This window comes from Saccharothrix violaceirubra (genome assembly GCF_014203755.1).
GTDB lineage: Bacteria > Actinomycetota > Actinomycetes > Mycobacteriales > Pseudonocardiaceae > Actinosynnema > Actinosynnema violaceirubrum.
Map to the genome: position 1 here is coordinate 5,922,717 of NZ_JACHJS010000001.1, position 19,098 is coordinate 5,941,814.

The 19,098-nt window shown below is 72.5% G+C and carries 12 protein-coding genes; 9 read left to right on the plus strand and 3 right to left on the minus strand.

All coding sequences use genetic code 11. The features are described from left to right. Positions 1 to 58: 58 nt before the first annotated feature. The 3 genes from F4559_RS27245 to F4559_RS27255 form a co-directional block, all read right to left on the minus strand. Positions 59 to 949, minus strand: coding sequence for a hypothetical protein (locus tag F4559_RS27245; protein WP_184673436.1), 891 nt, complete (start codon positions 947 to 949; stop codon positions 59 to 61). A 46-nt stretch (positions 950 to 995) separates the two neighbouring features. After that, positions 996 to 2,309 carry a toll/interleukin-1 receptor domain-containing protein gene (locus tag F4559_RS27250; RefSeq protein WP_184673438.1) on the minus strand — a complete coding sequence of 438 codons (1,314 nt, stop codon included), beginning with the start codon at positions 2,307 to 2,309 and terminating at the stop codon, positions 996 to 998. A 284-nt stretch (positions 2,310 to 2,593) separates the two neighbouring features. Then, positions 2,594 to 4,795, minus strand: coding sequence for a terpene synthase family protein (locus tag F4559_RS27255; protein ID WP_184673440.1), 2,202 nt, complete (start codon positions 4,793 to 4,795; stop codon positions 2,594 to 2,596). A 341-nt stretch (positions 4,796 to 5,136) separates the two neighbouring features. Between F4559_RS27255 and F4559_RS27260 the strand changes: the two genes are divergently transcribed. From F4559_RS27260 to F4559_RS27300, 9 genes are all read left to right on the plus strand, one after another. Then, the gene (locus tag F4559_RS27260) at positions 5,137 to 5,934 is read left to right on the plus strand and encodes an ABC transporter ATP-binding protein (RefSeq protein ID WP_184673443.1); all 798 of its coding nucleotides are present in this window, start codon (positions 5,137 to 5,139) and stop codon (positions 5,932 to 5,934) included. Positions 5,935 to 5,964: 30 nt separating this feature from the next. Continuing rightward, positions 5,965 to 6,921 carry an ABC transporter substrate-binding protein gene (locus F4559_RS35550; RefSeq protein ID WP_184673445.1) on the plus strand — a complete coding sequence of 319 codons (957 nt, stop codon included), beginning with the start codon at positions 5,965 to 5,967 and terminating at the stop codon, positions 6,919 to 6,921. Next, positions 6,918 to 8,915 carry an iron ABC transporter permease gene (locus F4559_RS27270; protein ID WP_184673447.1) on the plus strand — a complete coding sequence of 666 codons (1,998 nt, stop codon included), beginning with the start codon at positions 6,918 to 6,920 and terminating at the stop codon, positions 8,913 to 8,915. Before F4559_RS35550 ends, F4559_RS27270 begins: the two co-directional genes overlap by 4 nt. A gap of 182 nt (positions 8,916 to 9,097) precedes the next feature. After that, entirely contained in the window at positions 9,098 to 10,153 is a 1,056-nt protein-coding gene (locus F4559_RS27275; RefSeq protein ID WP_184673449.1) for a glycerate kinase, read from the plus strand. Positions 10,154 to 10,510: 357 nt separating this feature from the next. Further along, entirely contained in the window at positions 10,511 to 11,602 is a 1,092-nt protein-coding gene (locus tag F4559_RS27280; protein WP_184673451.1) for a vWA domain-containing protein, read from the plus strand. Then, positions 11,599 to 13,194: an Hsp70 family protein gene (locus tag F4559_RS27285; RefSeq protein ID WP_184673453.1), complete on the plus strand. Its 1,596-nt coding sequence runs from the start codon at positions 11,599 to 11,601 to the stop codon at positions 13,192 to 13,194. Before F4559_RS27280 ends, F4559_RS27285 begins: the two co-directional genes overlap by 4 nt. Next, positions 13,191 to 15,719: a hypothetical protein gene (locus F4559_RS27290; protein ID WP_184673455.1), complete on the plus strand. Its 2,529-nt coding sequence runs from the start codon at positions 13,191 to 13,193 to the stop codon at positions 15,717 to 15,719. Before F4559_RS27285 ends, F4559_RS27290 begins: the two co-directional genes overlap by 4 nt. Then, positions 15,719 to 16,828: a TRAFAC clade GTPase domain-containing protein gene (locus F4559_RS27295; RefSeq protein WP_184673457.1), complete on the plus strand. Its 1,110-nt coding sequence runs from the start codon at positions 15,719 to 15,721 to the stop codon at positions 16,826 to 16,828. Before F4559_RS27290 ends, F4559_RS27295 begins: the two co-directional genes overlap by 1 nt. Then, the gene (locus F4559_RS27300; RefSeq protein ID WP_184673459.1) at positions 16,825 to 19,098 is read left to right on the plus strand and encodes a GTPase-associated protein 1-related protein; all 2,274 of its coding nucleotides are present in this window, start codon (positions 16,825 to 16,827) and stop codon (positions 19,096 to 19,098) included. The genes F4559_RS27295 and F4559_RS27300 overlap by 4 nt, the downstream gene beginning before the upstream one ends.

Consider the following 19,098-nt stretch of genomic DNA (forward strand, 5'->3'; position numbering starts at 1 on the left):
GGTGTTCCTCCCTCGGTTCGAGGACACCGACGCTACGAACCGGACGACCGGACCGGCATCAGTCACGTGACCGGTCGGGCGACCAGTGCACGCCGTACGCGAGCCCGTCGACCAGGCCCGTGAACTCCACGAGCACCTCGTGCGCGCCGTTGAGCGACAGCTCGCGGCCCACCGGGCGCCCGGCGCGGACCACGTCCCGCGACACCCCGTCGTGCCGCCACACACCGCCGGGTAAGCGCTCCGGGTCGAACCGGACCAGCAGCGTGAAGTAGCGGCACAGCCGGTGCGGCACGTACACCAGCCGCGACCGGTCGGGCGGCACCCGCCGCATCAGGCCGTAGGTGTGCCGCTCGCCCTTCTCCAGCGTGCGCGGCAGGGCCAGCCCGTCCGGGGTGAGCCGCCCGCCGAACACCACCTCGACGTCCGCTTTGGGCACGTCGACCACGTCCAGCCCCGAGCGGGTGGCCACCACGGTCCGCCGCTCCAGGGCGTGTGGCCGCGGCACGTCCAGCCGCAGCACGACGTCGAGCACGTCCACGTACCACGCCCGACCGCCGTCGCCCCGGTCGGCCGCGGCCTCCGGTCCGCGCGCGGCGCGTTCGGCCATGCGCCGGTAGGCGTCGTCCATCCGGCGCCGGACCGTGCGCTCGTCGAAGCGGAACTCCTCGGCAAGGAAGGCCATCCGGCGCCGCAGGTTGGCGTCGGGCCTGCCGGGCGGCACGTTCAGCGTGACCCGGGCGATCACCTCGCGGTCGGCGGGCAACCCCGCCATGAGACCGTCGAGGTAGTCGAACAGCTTGCGCCGCAACACCTCGCCGTGATCGGCCGGTGTGGCGAACAGCACCGCGAACTCCGGTGCGACCCGGGCGTCCACGTCGTCGGCGACCAGCCCGCGGCCCTTGCGCAGCCTCTCCAGCGCGTCGAGCACCACCGTCCGCACGTCCCTCACCGCGCACCACCTCCGACCGGCCAGGGTAGCGACAGTCCACTATGGACTAATCGCGCCTGTGGTCGATGGTCCGCCAGCGCTCGCGCAGGGCCGTGACGTGCGCCTCCACCTCGTCGGCGACCGCGTCGCGGGTCCACCGCTGCCGGCGGAAGGCGGCCTCGCCGACCAGCGCCGCCGCGCCGCCGACCAGGACCGCGGTGACCGGGGCGAACCGGGACGCGGTGACGACCCCCACCGTCCACGCAACGCACACCGCCGTCCACACCGGGTGGTCGGCGAGCGCCCACACGACCCGGCGGCGACGGCTGTCCCTTCGCAACAGCCGGACGCCGAGCGTCAGGCCCAGCAACGCCTTGCGGCAGCGCAACCTCGACGTCAAGGGTAGGCGGCGGTCGTGGCCCTCGTGGCCGGCGAGGTGGCGTTCCAGTCGGGCCAGGTCCTGGCGCAGGGCGACCGGTGCGACCGGTGTCGAGAGCCGCCGGGGCCACAACCGCTCGCGTTCCTCGTGCCGGAGCCGGTCACGGCGCAGGGACAGGGTCATGTGGATCACCGCGAACAGGACGATGCCCGCCATGACGAGTACTCCCACCGGCTCCACCCCGTCGGCGAAGACCTCGGCCGCGCAGAGGCCGAGGAAGCCGAGCACGAACGGCACCCCGACGCGGGTGTAGTACTCGGTGGGCGTCATGGGTTGCAACAGCGATTCGGCCGCACGGATTCGCTTGCGCCCCAACAGGACCACGACCGACACCAGCGCCACGGCCAGGGAGACGAGCAGCAACGTGCCGACCAGCGTCGCGTCGACCGGCAGCAGCAGACCGCCCAGGCCCGCGAGGGCGCCGACAGCCGCGAGCCAGGCCCGCGCGTCGGGCGCCGAAGTGCCGGTGCGCTCGGCGTGCGCCTGGGCGAACCCGGTGTCGACCAGCAGGGTCAGTTCCTCGGCCAACGCGTCGGCGTCCGCACGCGGGTCCGACGAGCGGACCCGCCGCGCCTGGGCCAGCGCGAACTTGCGCAGCCCGCCCGACAACCTGCCCTCGTGCGGCAGCACCGCGTCGTCGACGAGCACCGGGATCACGAGCTTGCCCCGGGCCAGCGCGGTCTCCAACTCCCAGCGGACCCAGTCCTTGCCGGTCTTGGCGTCCAGGTCCGCGAGCCAGTCCTCGTGCACCAGGGCGAGGACGACCTGGGACCGGTCGAGCCCCCGGCGCAGGTCGTCGGGGTAGGCGGCACCGGCGTCGATGGATTCGCGGTCCAGGTAGACGTTGCCGACGCCGAAGATCTCCCGCAACCGCTCCCGCAGCACCAACGCCACCGCGGTGGTGGCGGGCGTGGTCCGGTAGTTGATGAAAATCCCGCCCATGCCGCCGGACCGTAGCGGAAGCAAACCCGCGAGTCGTGCACTCGGACACCGCGAGTCGTGCACTCGGACACCGCGAGTCGTGCGCTCAGACACCGCGAGTCGTGCACTCGGACACCGCGAGTCGTGCGCTCAGACACCGCGAGTCGTGCGCTCAGACACCGCGAGTCGTGCACTCGGACACCGCGAGTCGTGCACTCGGACACCGCGAGTCGTGCACTCAGACACCCGGAACACACGTTCGGGCACCCCCGACCGGGGGTGCCCGAGTTTCCGTGCCCTGCCGCTCAGCCCACCACACCCGCCAGGCGGGCCGAGGAGGTGCCGATCCCGGTCGGACCGCGCAACACCGACGCGGGCACCTCCGACCCGAAGTGCCGCTCCAGGTCCTCCGGGTGGTACCGGTGGACGTTCTCGTGCCAGTGGAGGATGCCCGCCATCCAGTCCGCCAACTCGTCGGCGTGCTTGGTCAACGCCGCCCGCGCCTCCGCGCCCAACTCGAACTCCTCGAACAGGGCCGGCAGTTCGTGCTCGACCGAGTGCGCGTACTGGCGCAGCCGGGCGTTGGCCAGGTCCGTGGTCACGGCGTACGCGCGCGCCAGGTCGACGTCGAGGAAGTTCCGCACGACCAGCACCATGTTGTGGACCTCGCCCTCGTACTGGATCTCCTTGCGGTACGAGTAGAGGTCGTTGAGCATCGTGGCGTAGTCGATGGCCGAGTTCTCGATGTTGCGCATGGCCCGCGTCCGGTAGATCTCCGGCGGCACGAGGTGGCCGTGGCCCAGCCGCGCCAGGCTCATCGTCAGGTCGGAGCCGAACGTGGCCCGGCGCATCTCCACGTAGTCCACGGGGTCGGGCACCCGGTTCTCGTGCTGGTTCTTCAGCTCCCACAGCCAGCTGTCCAACATCACGGCCACGGCGTCGTGCAGCTGCGCCCGGTTGGCCTCGGCCATGTCGGCGGTCGCCCGCCGCCACACGTCGGCGAAGCCGCGTTCGATCGGCAGGACCGGCTCGGGGGCGGCGCCCTGGACCGGCATCATCTCCTTGAGCCGCGCGGTCAACGCCTTGGCCGCGGCCATGTCCGGCGTGCGGCCGAAGACGCGCGGGTAGTAGTCGTCGCCGTAGGTGCCGATCGTCAGCCACAGCGCGGAGATCTCCAGCTCCTCCGGCGTGGCGTCCGGGTCGATGCCGGCCGAGCAGAGGGCGAAGTCGTAGTCGCGCAGCTTGGCCTCGGTCCACACCTGCGGGGTGTCGTCGAGCAGGCCCATCTCCCGCGACCACGCCACGCTGAACTCCAGCGCGTGCTGCCAGTGCGGGCTCACGTTCAGCGGGTAGGGCATCCCCAGGCGGGGTCGGTCCATCGGCGGCACCGGCTGGAACAACGGGTGCGCGAACGAACGCAGGCGCTGCGGCGCGGTGGCGAGCAGCGCGCGGACACCCGACGTGCCCAGGCCGTTCGGTCCGGCGAGCACGGGCGTCGGGCCGGTCGCCAGCCCCTTGTTCATGTAGCGGCTGGACCGCGCGTGCCACTCGTGGCCGCCGGACTGCCAGTCCTGGAGGCCCTTCACGTACGCCAGCACGGCCAGGCGCCCGGCCGGGTCGACGGCGTGCTCGTCGAGCACGGCGGGCACCTCGGTCACGGCGGTGTGCTCGAACTGGTGCAGGCGCGAGGTGAGCAGGTCGTTGACGACCTCCGCGGCCTGCTGGGTCGGGATGTCCAGGAACTTCTCCAGGACCAGCACGCCGTTGCTCAGCTCGCCCTCGTCGAGCACCTCGCGCTCGTAGGAGAACAGGTCGTTGCGCAGGTGCACGGCGTCGGCGAACGTGTCCCGCAGCACGCCCAGCGGCCGGGTGCCGGCCACGCTCGCGGGCACCTCCATGCCGGTGACGTGCTCGACCAGGTTGGCCGACCAGGGGGCGCCGCCGACCTTGCGGCGCATCTCGATGTACTCGACCGGGTTGGACAGGCGGCCCTCGGAGATGTTGAGCAGTTCCCACATCGACTCGTCGAGCAGGTGCTCGGTGTTGAGCGCGAACCGCCGCCGCCAGTCCGGCGAGTGCACCGGCACCGTGCGGCGCCACAGGTCGGCCAGGCCCTTCTCGACCGGGTTGGTCGGCTCCTCGGTGATCACGCCGTCGACGGGCATGAACAGCGGCAGTCGGGCGAGGTAGGCCTTGGCGCCCTTGACGTCCGGGTTGCGCTTGAACAGCTCGACGAAGTGGTCGTCGAAGTAGAAGACCCAGACGTACCAGTCGGTCACGAGGTCGAGGTCGTCCGCCGAGGCGTCCGGGTGGGTGTACGCGCACAACAGCGCGTAGTCGTGCGAGTCGAGGTCCTCGTCGGTCCAGATGACGGTGCCGTGCTGGGGCACGTCGATGAAGTCCATCTCGTGCGCCCACGCCTTGGTGTGCGCCCTGGCGCGGTCGAGGTTCGGGTTCAGCCGCGCCGGGTAGGGCATGTAGAACTCCGGCAACTGGAACGGCTGCATCGGCGGGGACCCTCTCTGCTGCGCGGGTGTGCTCGCGCCACGCAACCAGGGTCCGCCGCGCGAGGCCAAGGTCGGCGCCGGTGATCCACGCGTTCGAGGGGACACGTCCACTCCTGCGGCGCACTCGTGCGGACGGAGTTCGCGCGCTGTCGATCGACCACCGCCGGATCAGGCGGCACAGTCCAGCCGAACGGGCGAGTCGACGCACCTGCCCGTGCACCAGAATCGACGCGGCGACCGGCGGCGGGTGGTCACGCGAACGGCACAACCACCCATGATCACCCGAATGGGCAGCGTCCCAACCACCCCGATCGGGTCAGTCCCGAGGTTAGGCTGGCCTTATGACCGACACCCTGCTCGCCGGCCGGGACCTGGTCCTCGCACACCACGGGACGGCCGTCGTCCACGGTGTGTCGCTCGACCTGCGCGCGGGCACGGTCACCGCGCTGGTCGGCCCCAACGGCTCGGGCAAGTCGACGCTGCTGCGGTCGCTGGCCCGCCTGCACCGGCCCGCCGACGGCGCGGTGCACGTCGACGGCGCGCACGCGGAGTCGTTGTCCGGCAAGGAGTTCGCCCGCGCCGTCACCCTGCTCACCCAGCAGCGGCCGACGCCGGCGGGCGTGTCCGTGCGCGACGTCGTCGGCTACGGCCGCCACCCCTACCGCGCCGGGTGGCGGGGCGTGGACGTCGACGGCGTCCGGGCGGTCGAGCGGGCCATGGCGCTGTGCGGTGTCACGGCCATGGCCGGGCGGGGCGTCGACGAGCTGTCCGGCGGGGAGCTGCAACGCGTGTGGCTCGCGTCGTGCCTGGCCCAGCACACCTCCGTGCTGCTGCTCGACGAACCGACCAACCACCTCGACCTGCGCTACCAGGTCGAGGTGCTCGACGTGGTCCGCGACCTGGCCGACGAGGGCGTGGCGATCGGCGTGGTGCTGCACGACCTCGACCACGCGGCCCTGGTCGCCGACCACGTCGTGCTGCTCAGGGAAGGCCGGGCGCTCGCCACCGGCACACCGGCCGAGGTGCTCACCGAGGCCCACCTGACCGACGCGTACGGCGTGACCGTGCGCGTGACGCACGACCCGGAGACCGGCGCTCCGCACTGCCGCCCGGTCGGCCGGCACGCACCACGTTCCTGATCACCGACCCACGAGGGAGGAACCGGACGGATGCGCATCGCCGCCATCGTCGCGGGCGCGGCACTACTGCTGACCGCCTGCGGCACGACGGAGGACACCACGACGCCCACCGGCGCGGCCGGGGACGCGCCGGTCACCGTGACCGACAGCCGCGGCAAGGAGGTCCGGCTCGACGCGCCCGCCAAGCGGGTCGTCGCGCTCGAATGGGCCGAGGCCGAGATGGTCGTGTCGCTGGGCGTCACGCCGGTCGGCGTCGCGGACACCAAGGGCTACCGCACGTGGGACACGGCCGCACCGCTGGGCGACGAGGTCGAGGACGTCGGCAAGCGCAACGAGCCCAGCGTCGACTCGATCGTGGCGCTGGACCCGGACGTGGTCGTGATGGCCGCCGGACGCGAGGCCACGCTGGCACCGCGGCTGGAGAAGTACGTGCCCGTCGTGGTGACCAAGGCCAGTGACGCGAGCCGCAACCTCGACCGGCTGCGCGAGGACTTCACGCTCGTCGCGAAAACCCTGGGCAAGACCGCCGAGGCCGACCGGATACTGTCCGAAATGGACGGCAAGCTCGACGGCGCCACCACGGCCTTGAAAGCCAAGGCGGGCACGCCGTTCCTCATGGCCGACGGCTGGCTCAAGGGCAGCACCGTCGACATCCGACCGTTCGGCAAGGGCTCGCTCGTGTCCGACATCGCCGAACGTCTCGGGCTGCGCAACGCGTGGACCGGCCAGGTGGACGCGCGGTGGGGCCTGGGCCAGACCGACGTCGAAGGCCTGACGGCGGTGACCGACCCGGCCACCGTCCTGTTCTACAGCGCGTCCGAGGACGACGTGTTCACCACGGGCCTGGCGCAGAACCCGGTGTGGCAGCGGCTGCCCTTCGTGAGCAGTGGCAAGGTGTACAAGTTCAAGCCCGGAACGTGGACGTTCGGCGGGCCGAGGTCCGCGGTGGCCGTGGCCGACCAGATCGTGGCGGCGCTGGCGAAGTGAGCGCACGCACCGCCGCCGTCGCCACGGCCGGCACGGCGGCGGTCGTCGTGCTCGCCGCCGTGCACCTGACCCAGGGCACGGCGGACACGGACGTGCTGTCCGCGCTGTTCGGCGACGCGCGCTCCGCCGCCGTGCTCGCCGGGTCACGGGTGCCACGCCTGCTCACCGCCGTGCTGTTGGGCGTGGCGCTCGGCGTGGCCGGTGCGGGCATGCGATCGGTGGCGCGCAACCCGTTGGCCGCGCCGGACACGCTCGCCGTCAACGCGGGCGCGCACCTGTCCGTCGTGACCGTCTCGGTGCTGGGCCTGGCGCTGCCCACCCTGGTCGACGGGTTGGCGGCGTTCGCGGGCGGGCTCGCGGCGGCGGTCGTCGTGCTGGGCCTGGCGGGCGGCGGGGCGGCGGGTCCGCGCCTGGTGCTGGTGGGTTCCGCGGTGGCGCTGGCGCTCCAGTCGCTGACGATCCTGCTGCTGTTGCTGTTCGAGGAGGAGACGAGCGGGCTGTTCGCGTGGGGCAGCGGGTCGTTGACCGTGGCCGACCTCGACGCCACCGCCCGGATGACGCCGGTCGTGGTGCTGAGCCTGGTGGCGCTGCTGCTGATGGCGCGGTCGCTGGACGTGCTGGCGCTGGGCGACGACCAGGCGGCCGTGCTGGGGCTGCGGGTGCGGCGGACGCGGATGGGCGCGGTGCTGCTGACCGTGGCGGCCACGGCCGCCGCCGTGACCGTGGCCGGGCCGGTCGGGTTCGTCGGCCTGTGCGCGCCGGTGATCACCGGGTTGCTGGTGCCACGCGCGCGACACCTGGCGTTCCTGCCGCTGTCCGGCCTGGTCGGTGCGGTGGTCGTGCTGGGCGCGGACGTCGGGCTGCGCGCGACCCTGGGATCGGCCAGGGCGCTGGCCGTGCCGACCGGCGTGGTGACGACCGTGCTCGGCGCGGTGGTGCTGGTGTGGTTGGCCCGCCGCGGGCGCTCCGGCGGTACGCCCGCACGGGCCCCCGTCGGCCGGGTGGCGGTGGCCGGGTCACGCCGCCGACTCGTGCTCGTCGGGGTGGCGTTGGGCGTGCTGCTGGTGGTCGTGCCGGTGGTCGGGATGCTGCTGGGCGACCGGTCGGTACTGCTCGGCGACCTGGCGAACTGGGTGCGCGGGCGGACGGGGACCGCGTTGACGTTCGTGCTCGACCAGCGACTGCCCCGCGTGCTGGCGGCCGTGGCGGCGGGCGCGGGACTGGCCGTGTCGGGCTGCGGAATCCAGTCGGTGAGCCGCAACCCGCTGGCCGAACCGGGACTGCTGGGCATCACGGCCGGTGCCGGACTGGGTGCGATCGCGTTGATCACGTGGGTGCCGATGGCGTCCGCGTGGGCCGTGGCCGGTGTCGCGGGGGCGGGCGCGGTCCTGGCGTTCGCGCTGGTCTACGGCCTGGCTTGGCGGTCGGGCCTGGAGTCGGACCGGCTGGTGGTCATCGGCATCGCGGTGTGGTCGGGCGGGTCGGGCCTGATCACGCTGCTGATCGTGACGTCGGACCCGTGGAACTCGGCCAAGGCGCTGACGTGGCTGTCCGGTTCGACCTATGGGCGCACCTTCGAGCAGGTGCTGCCGACGCTCGCGGCGTTGGTGCTCCTCCTGCCCGTGCTGTGGCTGCGGCACCGTGAACTCGACCTGCACTGCCTGGACGACGACACGCCGCGCGTGCTGGGCGTGCGGGTGGAGCGTTCACGGCTCGTGGTGCTGGCCGCGTCGGGCGCGCTGGCGGCGACGGCCGTGTCCGCGATCGGGGTGGTCGGCTTCGTCGGCCTGGTGGCGCCGCACCTGGCCCGTTCCCTGGTGGGCGGCCGGCACGCCCGCGTGCTGCCGGTCGCGGCGGCGCTGGGCGCGGTGCTGGTCGGCGCGGCCGACACGTTGGGCCGCACGGTGATCGCACCGGCCCAGATCCCGGCCGGTCTGGTGATCGCACTGCTGGGCACGCCGTACTTCGTCGTGGTGCTGTGGCGCACCCGATAGTCCACAGTAGACCTTCTTTCCCGGTAAAGACTTCCGGACATCAGGACGACAGGAACCACGTAGGGGCTTACGATCCGCCCCACCCCGATGGCATGCTCGACGGCGACGACGCCCGAGTTCGTTCCGGGACAAGGAAAGTCCCGGTCCACAGCGGACGCATCCCCCGTGCCCGGAGGCGGCGCATGCACGTCCTGATCGCACCCGACTCGTACAAAGGCAGCATCCCGGCCCACGACGCGGCAACGGCACTGGCCCGAGGCTGGTCCCGCACCCGGCCCCGGGACACCGTGGCGCGGCTCCCGGTCGCGGACGGCAGCGACGGCACGGTGGACGTCCTGGCCAGGGCGGTACCGGGGGCGATCCGCGTACCCGTGCCCGACGTGACCGGCCCGGACGGCAGACCCCTGGACGCCGAGTGGCTGCACCTCCCGGACGGCACGGCCGTGGTGGAGTTGGCCAGGGTGGGCGGCCTACCCCTGACCGCCGAACCGGACCCGTTGGGCGCGCACACGATCGGCCTGGGCGAACTGATGGCGGCGGCGTTGGCGGAGTCACCCAGCCGTCTGGTCGTGGCCGTAGGCGACGCAGCGGCAACAGACGGCGGCACCGGCGCCTTACGCGCACTGGGAGCACGTTTTCTCGACGCCTTCGGCACGGAATTGCCACCGGGCGCGGCACACCTGACCCGCCTGCACCGCGTGGAACTGGACGACCTGCCGGAATTCCCCCGGATAGACGTGCTCGTGGACGTGGACCACACGCTGAAGGAAGCCCCCACCACCGGAAACCACGCGACACCCCACGAAGCGAAACTCCTGTCCACCGCCCTGACCCGCCTGGCGGAAGCACTCCCCCACCCCCAGATCCCGGGCACCGGCGCGGCAGGCGGCACGGCATACGGACTGGCAGCCGCTCTGGACGCACGACTCACGCCGGGAGCGGACTTCGTGGGCACCCTGCTGGACCTGCCCGCCCACCTGGCCCAAGCCGACCTGGTGATCACCGGCGAAGGCGCCTACGACGCCACGTCACAACGAGGCAAGGCCGTAGGCCACATCCTCACCCTCGCCCGGACGACCCCGAAGGCCCTGGTGGCAGGCCGCCTGGACATCCCCCCACCCCCGGTACCGACCGTAACCCTCGTCTCGTTGGCGACCAGACGCGCAGCCGCCTTCACCCACCCGGTACCCCACCTGCACACCGCAGCCGCGATCCTCGCCCGCACCCTCCACCCCTGACCGACCCAGGCGCACGCTTCAGAGCCCCGAACGCATATTTCGCGGTGCCCGAACGCACAACTCGCGGTGCCTGAACGCATAACTCGCGCGTTCGGGAACGCAAAGCCGCCGAAACACCGCACAAAGCTTGAAATCGCAAGCAAACAAAGGTGACCGACACTCCTGTTTGCCTCCGGCACCCACCCGGCACCACACTGCGTACCCGAGCACGAGCAACACAGTGGACACGGCGATGGACAACTTGTGGTCACTACCCGGACAGGGCCGAAAAGTCCGACCCCTCCCCACCCCCGGGCCACTAATCTGCGAGTCCGAACGCAGCGAGTCCAAGCCGCGAGCCGGCCAGGGAGAACCCCGGTGAAGTCCACGCTCAGCATCGTCGCCCTGCTCTTACTCCTGGCACCGGCGCCCGCCAAAGCCGACGTGCCCAATCCCGCGTGGCCCTCCCGCTGCCCCCTCAAACTCGGCCTCCTGATCGACCAGTCGTACTCGATGTCGTCGAGGTTCGTCGAAGTCCGCGAAGCCGCGTCCAACGTCATCGACGCCCTGCGCGACAAGAAGTCCGAGATCACGATCATCGGCTTCGGCGGCGTCGCGACCACGATCGACAGCGCCGTGGACGTCTCGGACGACGACGACCGCCGCGCGCTCAAGGAGACCGTCAAGCGCATCGACACCGGCGACAGCGGCGAGGGCACCAACTGGGAGGCCGCGCTGACCGACATCGCCCCGCTGGACCTCGACGTGGCGGTGGTGATCACCGACGGCCAACCGAACACCGCCGCGGGCGGCGACACCACCGACCCGGTCGCCGCGGCGGTGGTGGCGGCGGACCGCCTCAAGGCCGACGGCACCCGCCTGGTCGGCATCGGCATCGACCTGCCCCCGGAGGGCGCCGTCAACCTGGCCGCGATCACCGGCCCGGTACCGGGCCAGGACTACTACGCCGACGACACGGTCACGCTCCTGCGCCGCCTCTACGACATCGTGGCCAACTCGTGCGGCGTCCCGATCGACGCCCTGCCCCGGCCGGAACCCGCGACGTTCCCCTGGCGCGAGGTGCTGCTCGGCGCGGGCGCCCTGCTGCTCCTGCTCGGCCTGGTCGCGTTCGGCCTGCACCGCAAGCGCCGCGCACCGGTCACGGTCACGCCGACCCGCCGCAAGACCAGGATCGAGACCCCGACGATCGAACACGGCACGGTGGCCGAACGACTCCGCACGCAGGCCGCCGAGGAACAGACACGACGCGACCAGGCAGCACGGGACCAGGCAGACGCGAAACAGGCACACGAACAACAACCGACACCCGACCAGACCCAGCGGGACCAGGTGGCGGAACAGCCCGGACACGAGGCCGTCCGTCAAGAAGACACCGGGCGCCCACAGCGACGCTCGATGTCGATCGACTTCCTGAACCGTGAACCACCGACGAAAAAGGACAACCCATGACCCGTCGCCCTGTTCTCGGCATCGACCTGGGAACGACCTACTCCTGCGTCGCGTCGCTGGACGAGAACCAGCGGGTGTCGGTCCTGCCCAACCAGGAGAACGAGCTGACCACCCCCTCGGTGGTCTTCTTCGAGGAGTCCGGCAACGTCACGGTCGGCAAGTTCGCCAAGAACGAGCTGAGGAGCGAGCCCGGCCGCGTCGTCTCGCTGATCAAGCGGCACATGGGCGAGGACGGCTACACCGTCGACATCGACGGCAAGCGGTTCTTCCCCCAGCAGGTCTCGGCGATCATCCTCAAGCAGGTCGTCGAGGACGCGTTGGGCGTGCTCGGCGTCGACCCGCCCGCCGACGGCCCCATGGCCGACGTGGTGATCACCGTGCCCGCGTACTTCGGTGCGGCCGAACGCCAGGCCACGCGCGACGCGGGCGAGATGGCCGGCCTCGAAGTCCTCAACATCATCAACGAGCCCACGGCGGCGGCCATCGCCTACGGCCTGACCTCCGCCACCGCCACCGAGCGCAGCGTCCTCGTCTACGACCTGGGCGGCGGCACGTTCGACGTCACGATCATCAAGGTCTCGAAGGACGAGATCCGCGTCGTCGCCACCGGCGGCAACCACCAGCTCGGCGGCGCCGACTGGGACACCCGCGTGGTGGAGCTGATCTGCGAGAAGTTCACCGAGCAGCACGCCGGTTCGGACCCGCGCACGGACCTCGACGCGTCGGGCACGATCGAACTGCTCGCCGAGGAGGCGAAGAAGGCGCTGTCCCGGCGTGACGCCTACCCGACGACGGTCACCGCGAACGGCGAGCGCGCCAAGATCGAGCTGACCCGCGCCGAGTACGAGTCCGCGACCGCCGACCTGATCGGCAACACGCTGGACTTCACGCGCGACGTGCTGGGCAAGGCCCGGGAGAAGGGCGTCGACCACATCGACGACCTGCTGCTGGTCGGCGGCATGTCGCACTCGCCCGCGGTGAAGGAGGCGCTGGTCCGCGAGTTCCCGGACCTGCCCACGCCGCAGCTCGCGGACCCGGACCAGATCGTGGCCAAGGGCGCGGCCCTGTTCGCGGCCAGTTCGGTGGCCGAGAAGGACGGGTCCGGGAGCGACGGGTCCGGCACCTCGTCCCCGCGCGGCCTGCCCGGCGGCACCGCGCTGCCCAAGATCGTCAACGTCACGTCCAAGGGTTACGGCATCGCCGTGGTCCGCGACCCGAAGAAGCCCGACGGCGACCTGGTCGTGGCGTGGCTGATCCACCCCAACGACGAGATCCCGGCCCGGCCCAGCGACGTGTTCCGGACCGTCTCGGACAACCAGACCGGGGTCGACGTCGCGGTGTACGAGTCCACGACGGACGTCCTGAGCGAGGAGCTGTACGACAACCTGGAGCTGGTCAAGGGCACGCTGAAGGACATCCCCCGCGCGCCCGCCGGCCAGCCGTTCGACGTGTCGTTCAACCTGGAGGCGGACGGCATCCTGCACGTCAAGGCGGTCGCGTCCAACGGCCGCGAGCTGAAGCTGGAGGCCAAGATCAGCGGCCTGGTGCCGGAGGAGGTCAAGCGGGCACCGCTGCCGGCGATCCAGCGGTGACCGGCCAGTTCGACACCGCCCGGTTCATCGACGAGGTCCTCAAACCGATCCAGGACGGGTGGCGCCCGGACGAGGACCTGTTCCGGGTGTACCTGTTGCGCACCGACGTGACCGACGACCGGACGATCTCGGCCGCCCTGGAGGAGGTCGCCCGGCAGCTCACCAAGCAGCAGTACCGGATGTTCCGGCGGGCGACCGAGATCCTGCGCGGCCTCCAGAAGACCGGCGGCGAGGTGTTGCTGGACCCGGCCCGCCGGGAGAAGCACCGCAAGCAGGTCGAGGCCGCGCGCGGCCGACTGGCGAGCACGGTGAAGCTGCGGCTCAACGGCGCGCCCGCGCTGCCACCCGCCGAGGTGGCCGCGCAGGCGCGCACGCTCAAGGTGCCGCGCAGCGCGATCCTGGCCGCGTTGCGCGACGCGCGCGGCGACGTCCGCGAGCCCGCCGAGCTGCCGCCGACCGCCGAACCCCGCCAGTGGGCGGAGGCACGCGGGCATCTCACCCAGCTCCGGCAGTCCTCGCTGTGGGACTACGTGACCGACCTGGGCGGCGTGGACACGACCGTCGCGCACCTGTCCGCCCGGCGCGAGAAGCTGCGGGTGGCGCGCAACGCGGACAGCGCGGCGGAGACCACGCTGCTGCAGCTGATCAGGGGCTGGATCGAGAACGGCGGCCTGGCGCCCGTGCTGCGGTACGAGCTGCTGACCGACCTGGCGGACCGGTCCGCGTACGGCTACGACGAGGCGCTGAGCGCGGCCAAGGCCGCGTCCGGACGGCTGCGGAAGGTCGGCGTCACCGCCGATCCGGCGGCGATCGCGTACGCGGTGTGGTGCGGTCGCGCGTTCACCGCCGCCGAGCCGACGCCGAGCTGGCAGGAGCCCTACCAGCAGGCCATCGGCGAGCTGCGGCTGCGGGCCGCGCTCACCGTGTTGCGGCAGCAGCCGAACCTGCCGGAGACCTGGGTCGCCCAGCGCACGGAGCTGGAGGGCCGGCTCGCCGCGCTGGACGCCGAACTCGAACGCTGCGAGGCGTTGGAGCGCGCGGACGTCGAGGCGGCCGTCACCGGCTACCTCAAGGTGCGCCAGGAGCTGGTCGACGACCGGATCGACGCGGCGCTGGAGCGCTGCCGGCCCGCGCCGCCCGCGTCCGCCACCGCCACCATCCACAATGGACAGATCACGGTCGCGTGGCCGCCGAGCCCGGCCAGGGCGGGCCGGATCACCTACCGGGTGTCGCGCGCGGGCACCGTGCTCGACGAGGGCGGCGGCCGGGAGTACACCGACCGGGAGCCGCCGTCGGGCACGCCGCTGGTCTACGCCGTGCACGCGTTGCGCGACGGCACGCCGTCCGCCGAACCCGCGCGCACGGCACCGGTCGTGGTCCTCGGCGAGGTGCTCGACCTGGACGTGCGCGGCGGACCCGACGCGGTCACCGGCCGCTGGCGGCTGCCGCCGGGCGCGGCCGGCGCCGAGGTCACCCGGTCCGGCCGACCGGTCGCCGACGCGCACTCGACCACGTTCACCGATCCGGACCTCCCACCCGGCCGCACCGAGGACTACCTGGTCCGCGTCCGGTACCGGCTGCCGGACGGCACGATCGCGCTCAGCACCGGCCTGCACCGCTCGGCGAGCCGCCAGGAGACGCCGGTCGCGGTGACCGACCTGTCCGCCCGGTTCGAGGACCGCGACCTGGTCGCGGAGTGGACGCCGCCGCCGCGCGGCGAGGTCGAGGTCCTCGAACTGCCCGACGGCCGCACGCCGCCGGAGCCCGACGTGGTCCCGGTCGACCGCGCCCGCCGGTACGGCACCGTGATCCCGGCGCGCGGCGCCTCCGGACGCGGCCGGTTGCGCGCCACGCTGTCGTCGGTGGGCCGCCGCCAGGTGCTGCTGCCGATCACGGTGCTGGGCGAACTGGCCGCGATCGGCACGGCGTTCACCCTGGACGCCCGGCAGAGCCCGGTGTCCGGGCTGCGCGCCGACCGGCTCGGCACGGCCGTGCAGCTGACCTGGGAGTGGCCGCCCGGGTCGACGTCGGCCCGCGTGGTGTGGCGTCCGGGCGTGAAGCCCACCGGGCCCGAGGACCCGAAGGCGTCCGCCGTGGACCTGACCCGGGTGTCCTACGACGGTCGGGGGTTCTCCGTGACCGTGCCGGAGGGCGACCACTGGTTCGGCGTGTGCACGTCGGTGTCCACCGACGACGTGCGCGCGTTCGGGCCGCTGTCGCTGACCCGCGAGAGCACGGTCGGCACGGTGTCGTACCAGGTCGTGCCCGGTCCCTGGTACGCGCGCAAGCGTCGGAAGCTGATCGTCGGGGGCACGGTCCCGGTCGTGCTCGTGGCCCGGTCCGGCGTGCGCCCGATGAACCCCTCCGACGGCGAGGTGCTCGTCCGCGCCGAGAGCGGCGGCAGCACGGAGTTCGAGGTGCCCGCCGGCCTGCGCCGCCCGGTGCACCTGCGCGCGTTCTCCCGGGACGACCGGGTCGTCCTGGTGCCCACGCGTCCCGACCAGCTCATCGTGCGAGGAGCGTGATGGCCACCATCAACTGTCCGTACTGCTGGACGCCGCACCGCCGGGGCGACCTGCACCTGCGGTGCGGCGAGCGCTGCGGCGCGGACCGGGGCACGACGTTCCCGGAACGGCAGGCCAAGAAGGGCCGCTGCCCGCACGGCAACCTGCCCGCCACCCGCCGGGTGTGCCCGGACTGCGGCAAGGACCTGCTGCGTGAGTACGTCGACAGCGGCGGGCGCAACATCGCGGTGATCGGCTCGTCGGACTCGGGCAAGAGCACGTGGGTCGGCGTGCTGGTGCACGAGTTCCAGCGCGGCCAGGTGCACCAGCGGTTCGACGGCATGTCGCTGGACCTGCTCGGCGAGTCCTCGCGCGACCGCTACCGCGACCACTTCGCCGTGCCGCTGTTCGAGCAGGGCCGCCCGGTCGACAGCACCCGGTCGGCACTGGTCGTCACGCCCGAGCCGCTGATCTTCAGCCTGCGCTTCCGACAGGCCCGGCGGTTCGGCGGCACCGGCGTCGCGCCCGTCGTGACCGTCTTCTACGACACCGCGGGCGAGGACGTGGCCCGCGCGCAGCGGATGGACGAGCTGATCAGCTACCTGGACGCGGCCGAGGGTGTGATCCTGCTGCTCGACCCGCTCCAGATGCCGCGCGTGCGCGAACTCGTCGGCACCAACCACGAGAAGACCAAGTACACCGAGCAGCTCCACGTGGTGAACCGGCTCGGCGAACTGCTGCGGGAACGCCGCAAGGGCTCGGCGGGCAAGAAGCTCAAGACCCCGCTGGCGATCGCGTTGACCAAGGTCGACCTGCTGCGCGAGATGTTCGGCCCGGAGTCGCCGCTGCGCCGCCCGTCCGGGCACGACGGCGTGTACGACGAGGCCGACGGGCTCGACGTGCACGAGGAGGTCCGCGGCTGGCTGGACCAGTGGTACGACCCCGCGTTCGACCGCACGATCGCCAACACGTTCCAGCACTACCGGTACTTCGGCCTGAGCGCGCTGGGCGCGCCGCCGGTCAGCGGCACCGAGCTGTCCCGCTCCGGAGTGCACCCCTACCGCCTGGAGGACCCGATGCTGTGGCTGCTCGCCAGGTTCGGGGCGATCAAGATGAAGGGCAAGCGATGACGGTCCGCCAACTGCATTACACGTCCTGCGAGGACGGTCTGGAAGGTATCCAGGGATTCCAGGTCAGCGCGATGACGCCGGGCGTGCCCAAGCCGTTGTCGGAACTGGCCGTGCGGGCGAGCGTCTACGAGGCCGGGCCGAGCTTCGTGGCCCGGCTGCGCGACGGCGACCTCGACGAGTTCCCGGTCGCGTTCGGCTACGTGCCGCAGGGCCGGTCGGGCGTGCTGTTCCAGAGCCGGTACGCGGGCGCGGACTTCACCGGCCGCCTGGGCAACTACTTCGCGCACGCCCTGCTGGTCGACGACGTGGCGGCGGAACTCGGCGACGTGCTGCCGATCGACCTGTGGCGTTCCCCGGCGTGGGTGCACGGCCGCCTGGACGGGACGTCGCTGCCGGAACTGACCGGCCTGCCCGCCGGCACGGCCGTGACCCCGGACCGCGTGCGCGCGCTCGTCACGGCCGGCGGCACCGGCAACCTCGAACGCGTCCTCGGTGCGGTGCAACGACTTCTCGCCGCCGGACGTGGCCGGCTCGTGCTCGTGGTGCGCGACGACGAGACGGCCGCGCGGTGGCTGGCGGCGGCCTGCCGGTCGCTGCCGCGCGAGCTGGGCCTGCGGATCTCGTTCGTCACCTACACCTCGCGGCCCGAGGAGGCGCCGGTCCTGGTCTGCGGCACGACGCCGGACGTGCGGCTGCCCGCGTACGGCGACTTCACGACGGTCTCCCTGCTCGAACCGGCACCGCGCGACCCCGACGGCACCCGCTACGCCTCGGCGTTGGCCCAGCTCTGGGAGCGCGACCAGGTCGACACCGCGCTCGCGCTGGCCGCGCAGGCGAGTCCCGCGTTGACCGCGCCCGAGCTGGACGCGTTCGCCGTGCTGCTGGAACTCGCGCTCGACCTGGCCGCCGCCGCACCGCCGGACGAGTCCACGCTGCTCACCGCGTTGCGGCTGGGCGTGGACCGGATGCCCCGCGGGCTGCCCGCGGCGGCCTGGCAGCGGGTCGCCGACCAGGTGCTCGACGCGGGCGGGCCCCAGGACGTCGCCGCGTGGGCGGAACTGCTGCGGGCCGCGCACGGCAACGGCGAACCCGTGCCGTCGACCCTGTACGGCACGTACTTCGTGGCCTCGCTCACCGCACCGCAGCGGCACTGGCAGCCCACCCTGGCCCAGGCCGACCTCACGGACGTCGCCGAGAACGTGGTGCTGCCCGCGCTGCTCGACGGCCGCTCCCCCGCGTTGGTCGAACGGCTCGTCGACCACCGCGACCTGGTCCGGTTCACCGCCGACGCGCTCGACCGGCGCCTGGCCGACCAGCGGGAGACCCGGCACCTGGCCACCACGCTCAAGCCCGAGGTCGTCCGGCTGCTGGTCGCCAACAGCCGGTCGGGTCGCGTCCGGCTGCTCGCCGACCTGGTGCTGGCGCGCAGCGGCGAACTCGACCCGGTCAAGGTGATGGCCGAGGCGACCCGGTTCGACTCCGTGGAGTGGCAGCACCTGGGGCCGGTGCTGTGGCCGCAGGACCCGTCCACCGAGGAGTCGGTGCGGCTGCTGCGGGACGTGCCCACGCGCGTGCTGGTCGAGAGCCGGCTCGGCCAGCGGATCGTGGCGCGGGCGTTGGAACACTCGGCGCGGCCGGACCTCAAGCCCGAGGAGGGCCGGCTGATCGAGGAGGTGCTGCGCTCGCCCGTCGCCGCCGACCTGGGCGAACGCGACCAGGCCGGACTCAACGCCGCCCGCCGGATCGCCCACTTCGCCACCGCGAAACCCGGTCGCGGCGCGGCGCGCGAAGTGCTGACCGCGTTGGACGACCTGTCCGGTCTGACGCCCGAGCAGTCCGACCGGCTGCGGACCGCGCTCGCCGGGTACGTGCTGCGCGCCGACGCGGGACCGCACCTGGAACTGCTGGGCGACGTGCTCGCGCTGCACGCGCGGCCGTTCCTGCCCGCGTACCGCAACGCCGTGCGCGAAGAGCTGGCCAAGGCGCCGTACCAGAAGGTCGCCGAGGCGATCGTGGTGTGGTGGGGGCTGGAGCAGGAGCACGTCCGGCGCACGCTCGTCGACGAGACGTTGCCGCTGGCGTTGCGCCGACGTCGGCGCCGCTACCTGGACAAGGTCGGCGGCCAGCTCCAGGTGACGGCCAAGCGGCTCGGGGTCGACCCGCCCCGGCCGAGCTGGCCCGGCTGGTGGCAGAACTGGCGGGCGCGCAAGGAGAAGCGCGGCTTCTTCGGCTTCGCCTTCGACCTGTTGCGCGGCAAGAAGGAGAAGTAG

Coding starts and splice junctions, on each gene's coding strand:
- F4559_RS27260 (WP_184673443.1), top strand. CDS start 5,137: ATGACCGACACCCTGCTCGCCGGCCGGGACCTGGTCCTCGCACACCAC.
- F4559_RS27300 (WP_184673459.1), top strand. CDS start 16,825: ATGACGGTCCGCCAACTGCATTACACGTCCTGCGAGGACGGTCTGGAA.
- F4559_RS35550 (WP_184673445.1), top strand. CDS start 5,965: ATGCGCATCGCCGCCATCGTCGCGGGCGCGGCACTACTGCTGACCGCC.
- F4559_RS27295 (WP_184673457.1), top strand. CDS start 15,719: ATGGCCACCATCAACTGTCCGTACTGCTGGACGCCGCACCGCCGGGGC.
- F4559_RS27285 (WP_184673453.1), top strand. CDS start 11,599: ATGACCCGTCGCCCTGTTCTCGGCATCGACCTGGGAACGACCTACTCC.
- F4559_RS27275 (WP_184673449.1), top strand. CDS start 9,098: ATGCACGTCCTGATCGCACCCGACTCGTACAAAGGCAGCATCCCGGCC.
- F4559_RS27255 (WP_184673440.1), bottom strand. CDS start 4,795: ATGCAGCCGTTCCAGTTGCCGGAGTTCTACATGCCCTACCCGGCGCGG.
- F4559_RS27250 (WP_184673438.1), bottom strand. CDS start 2,309: ATGGGCGGGATTTTCATCAACTACCGGACCACGCCCGCCACCACCGCG.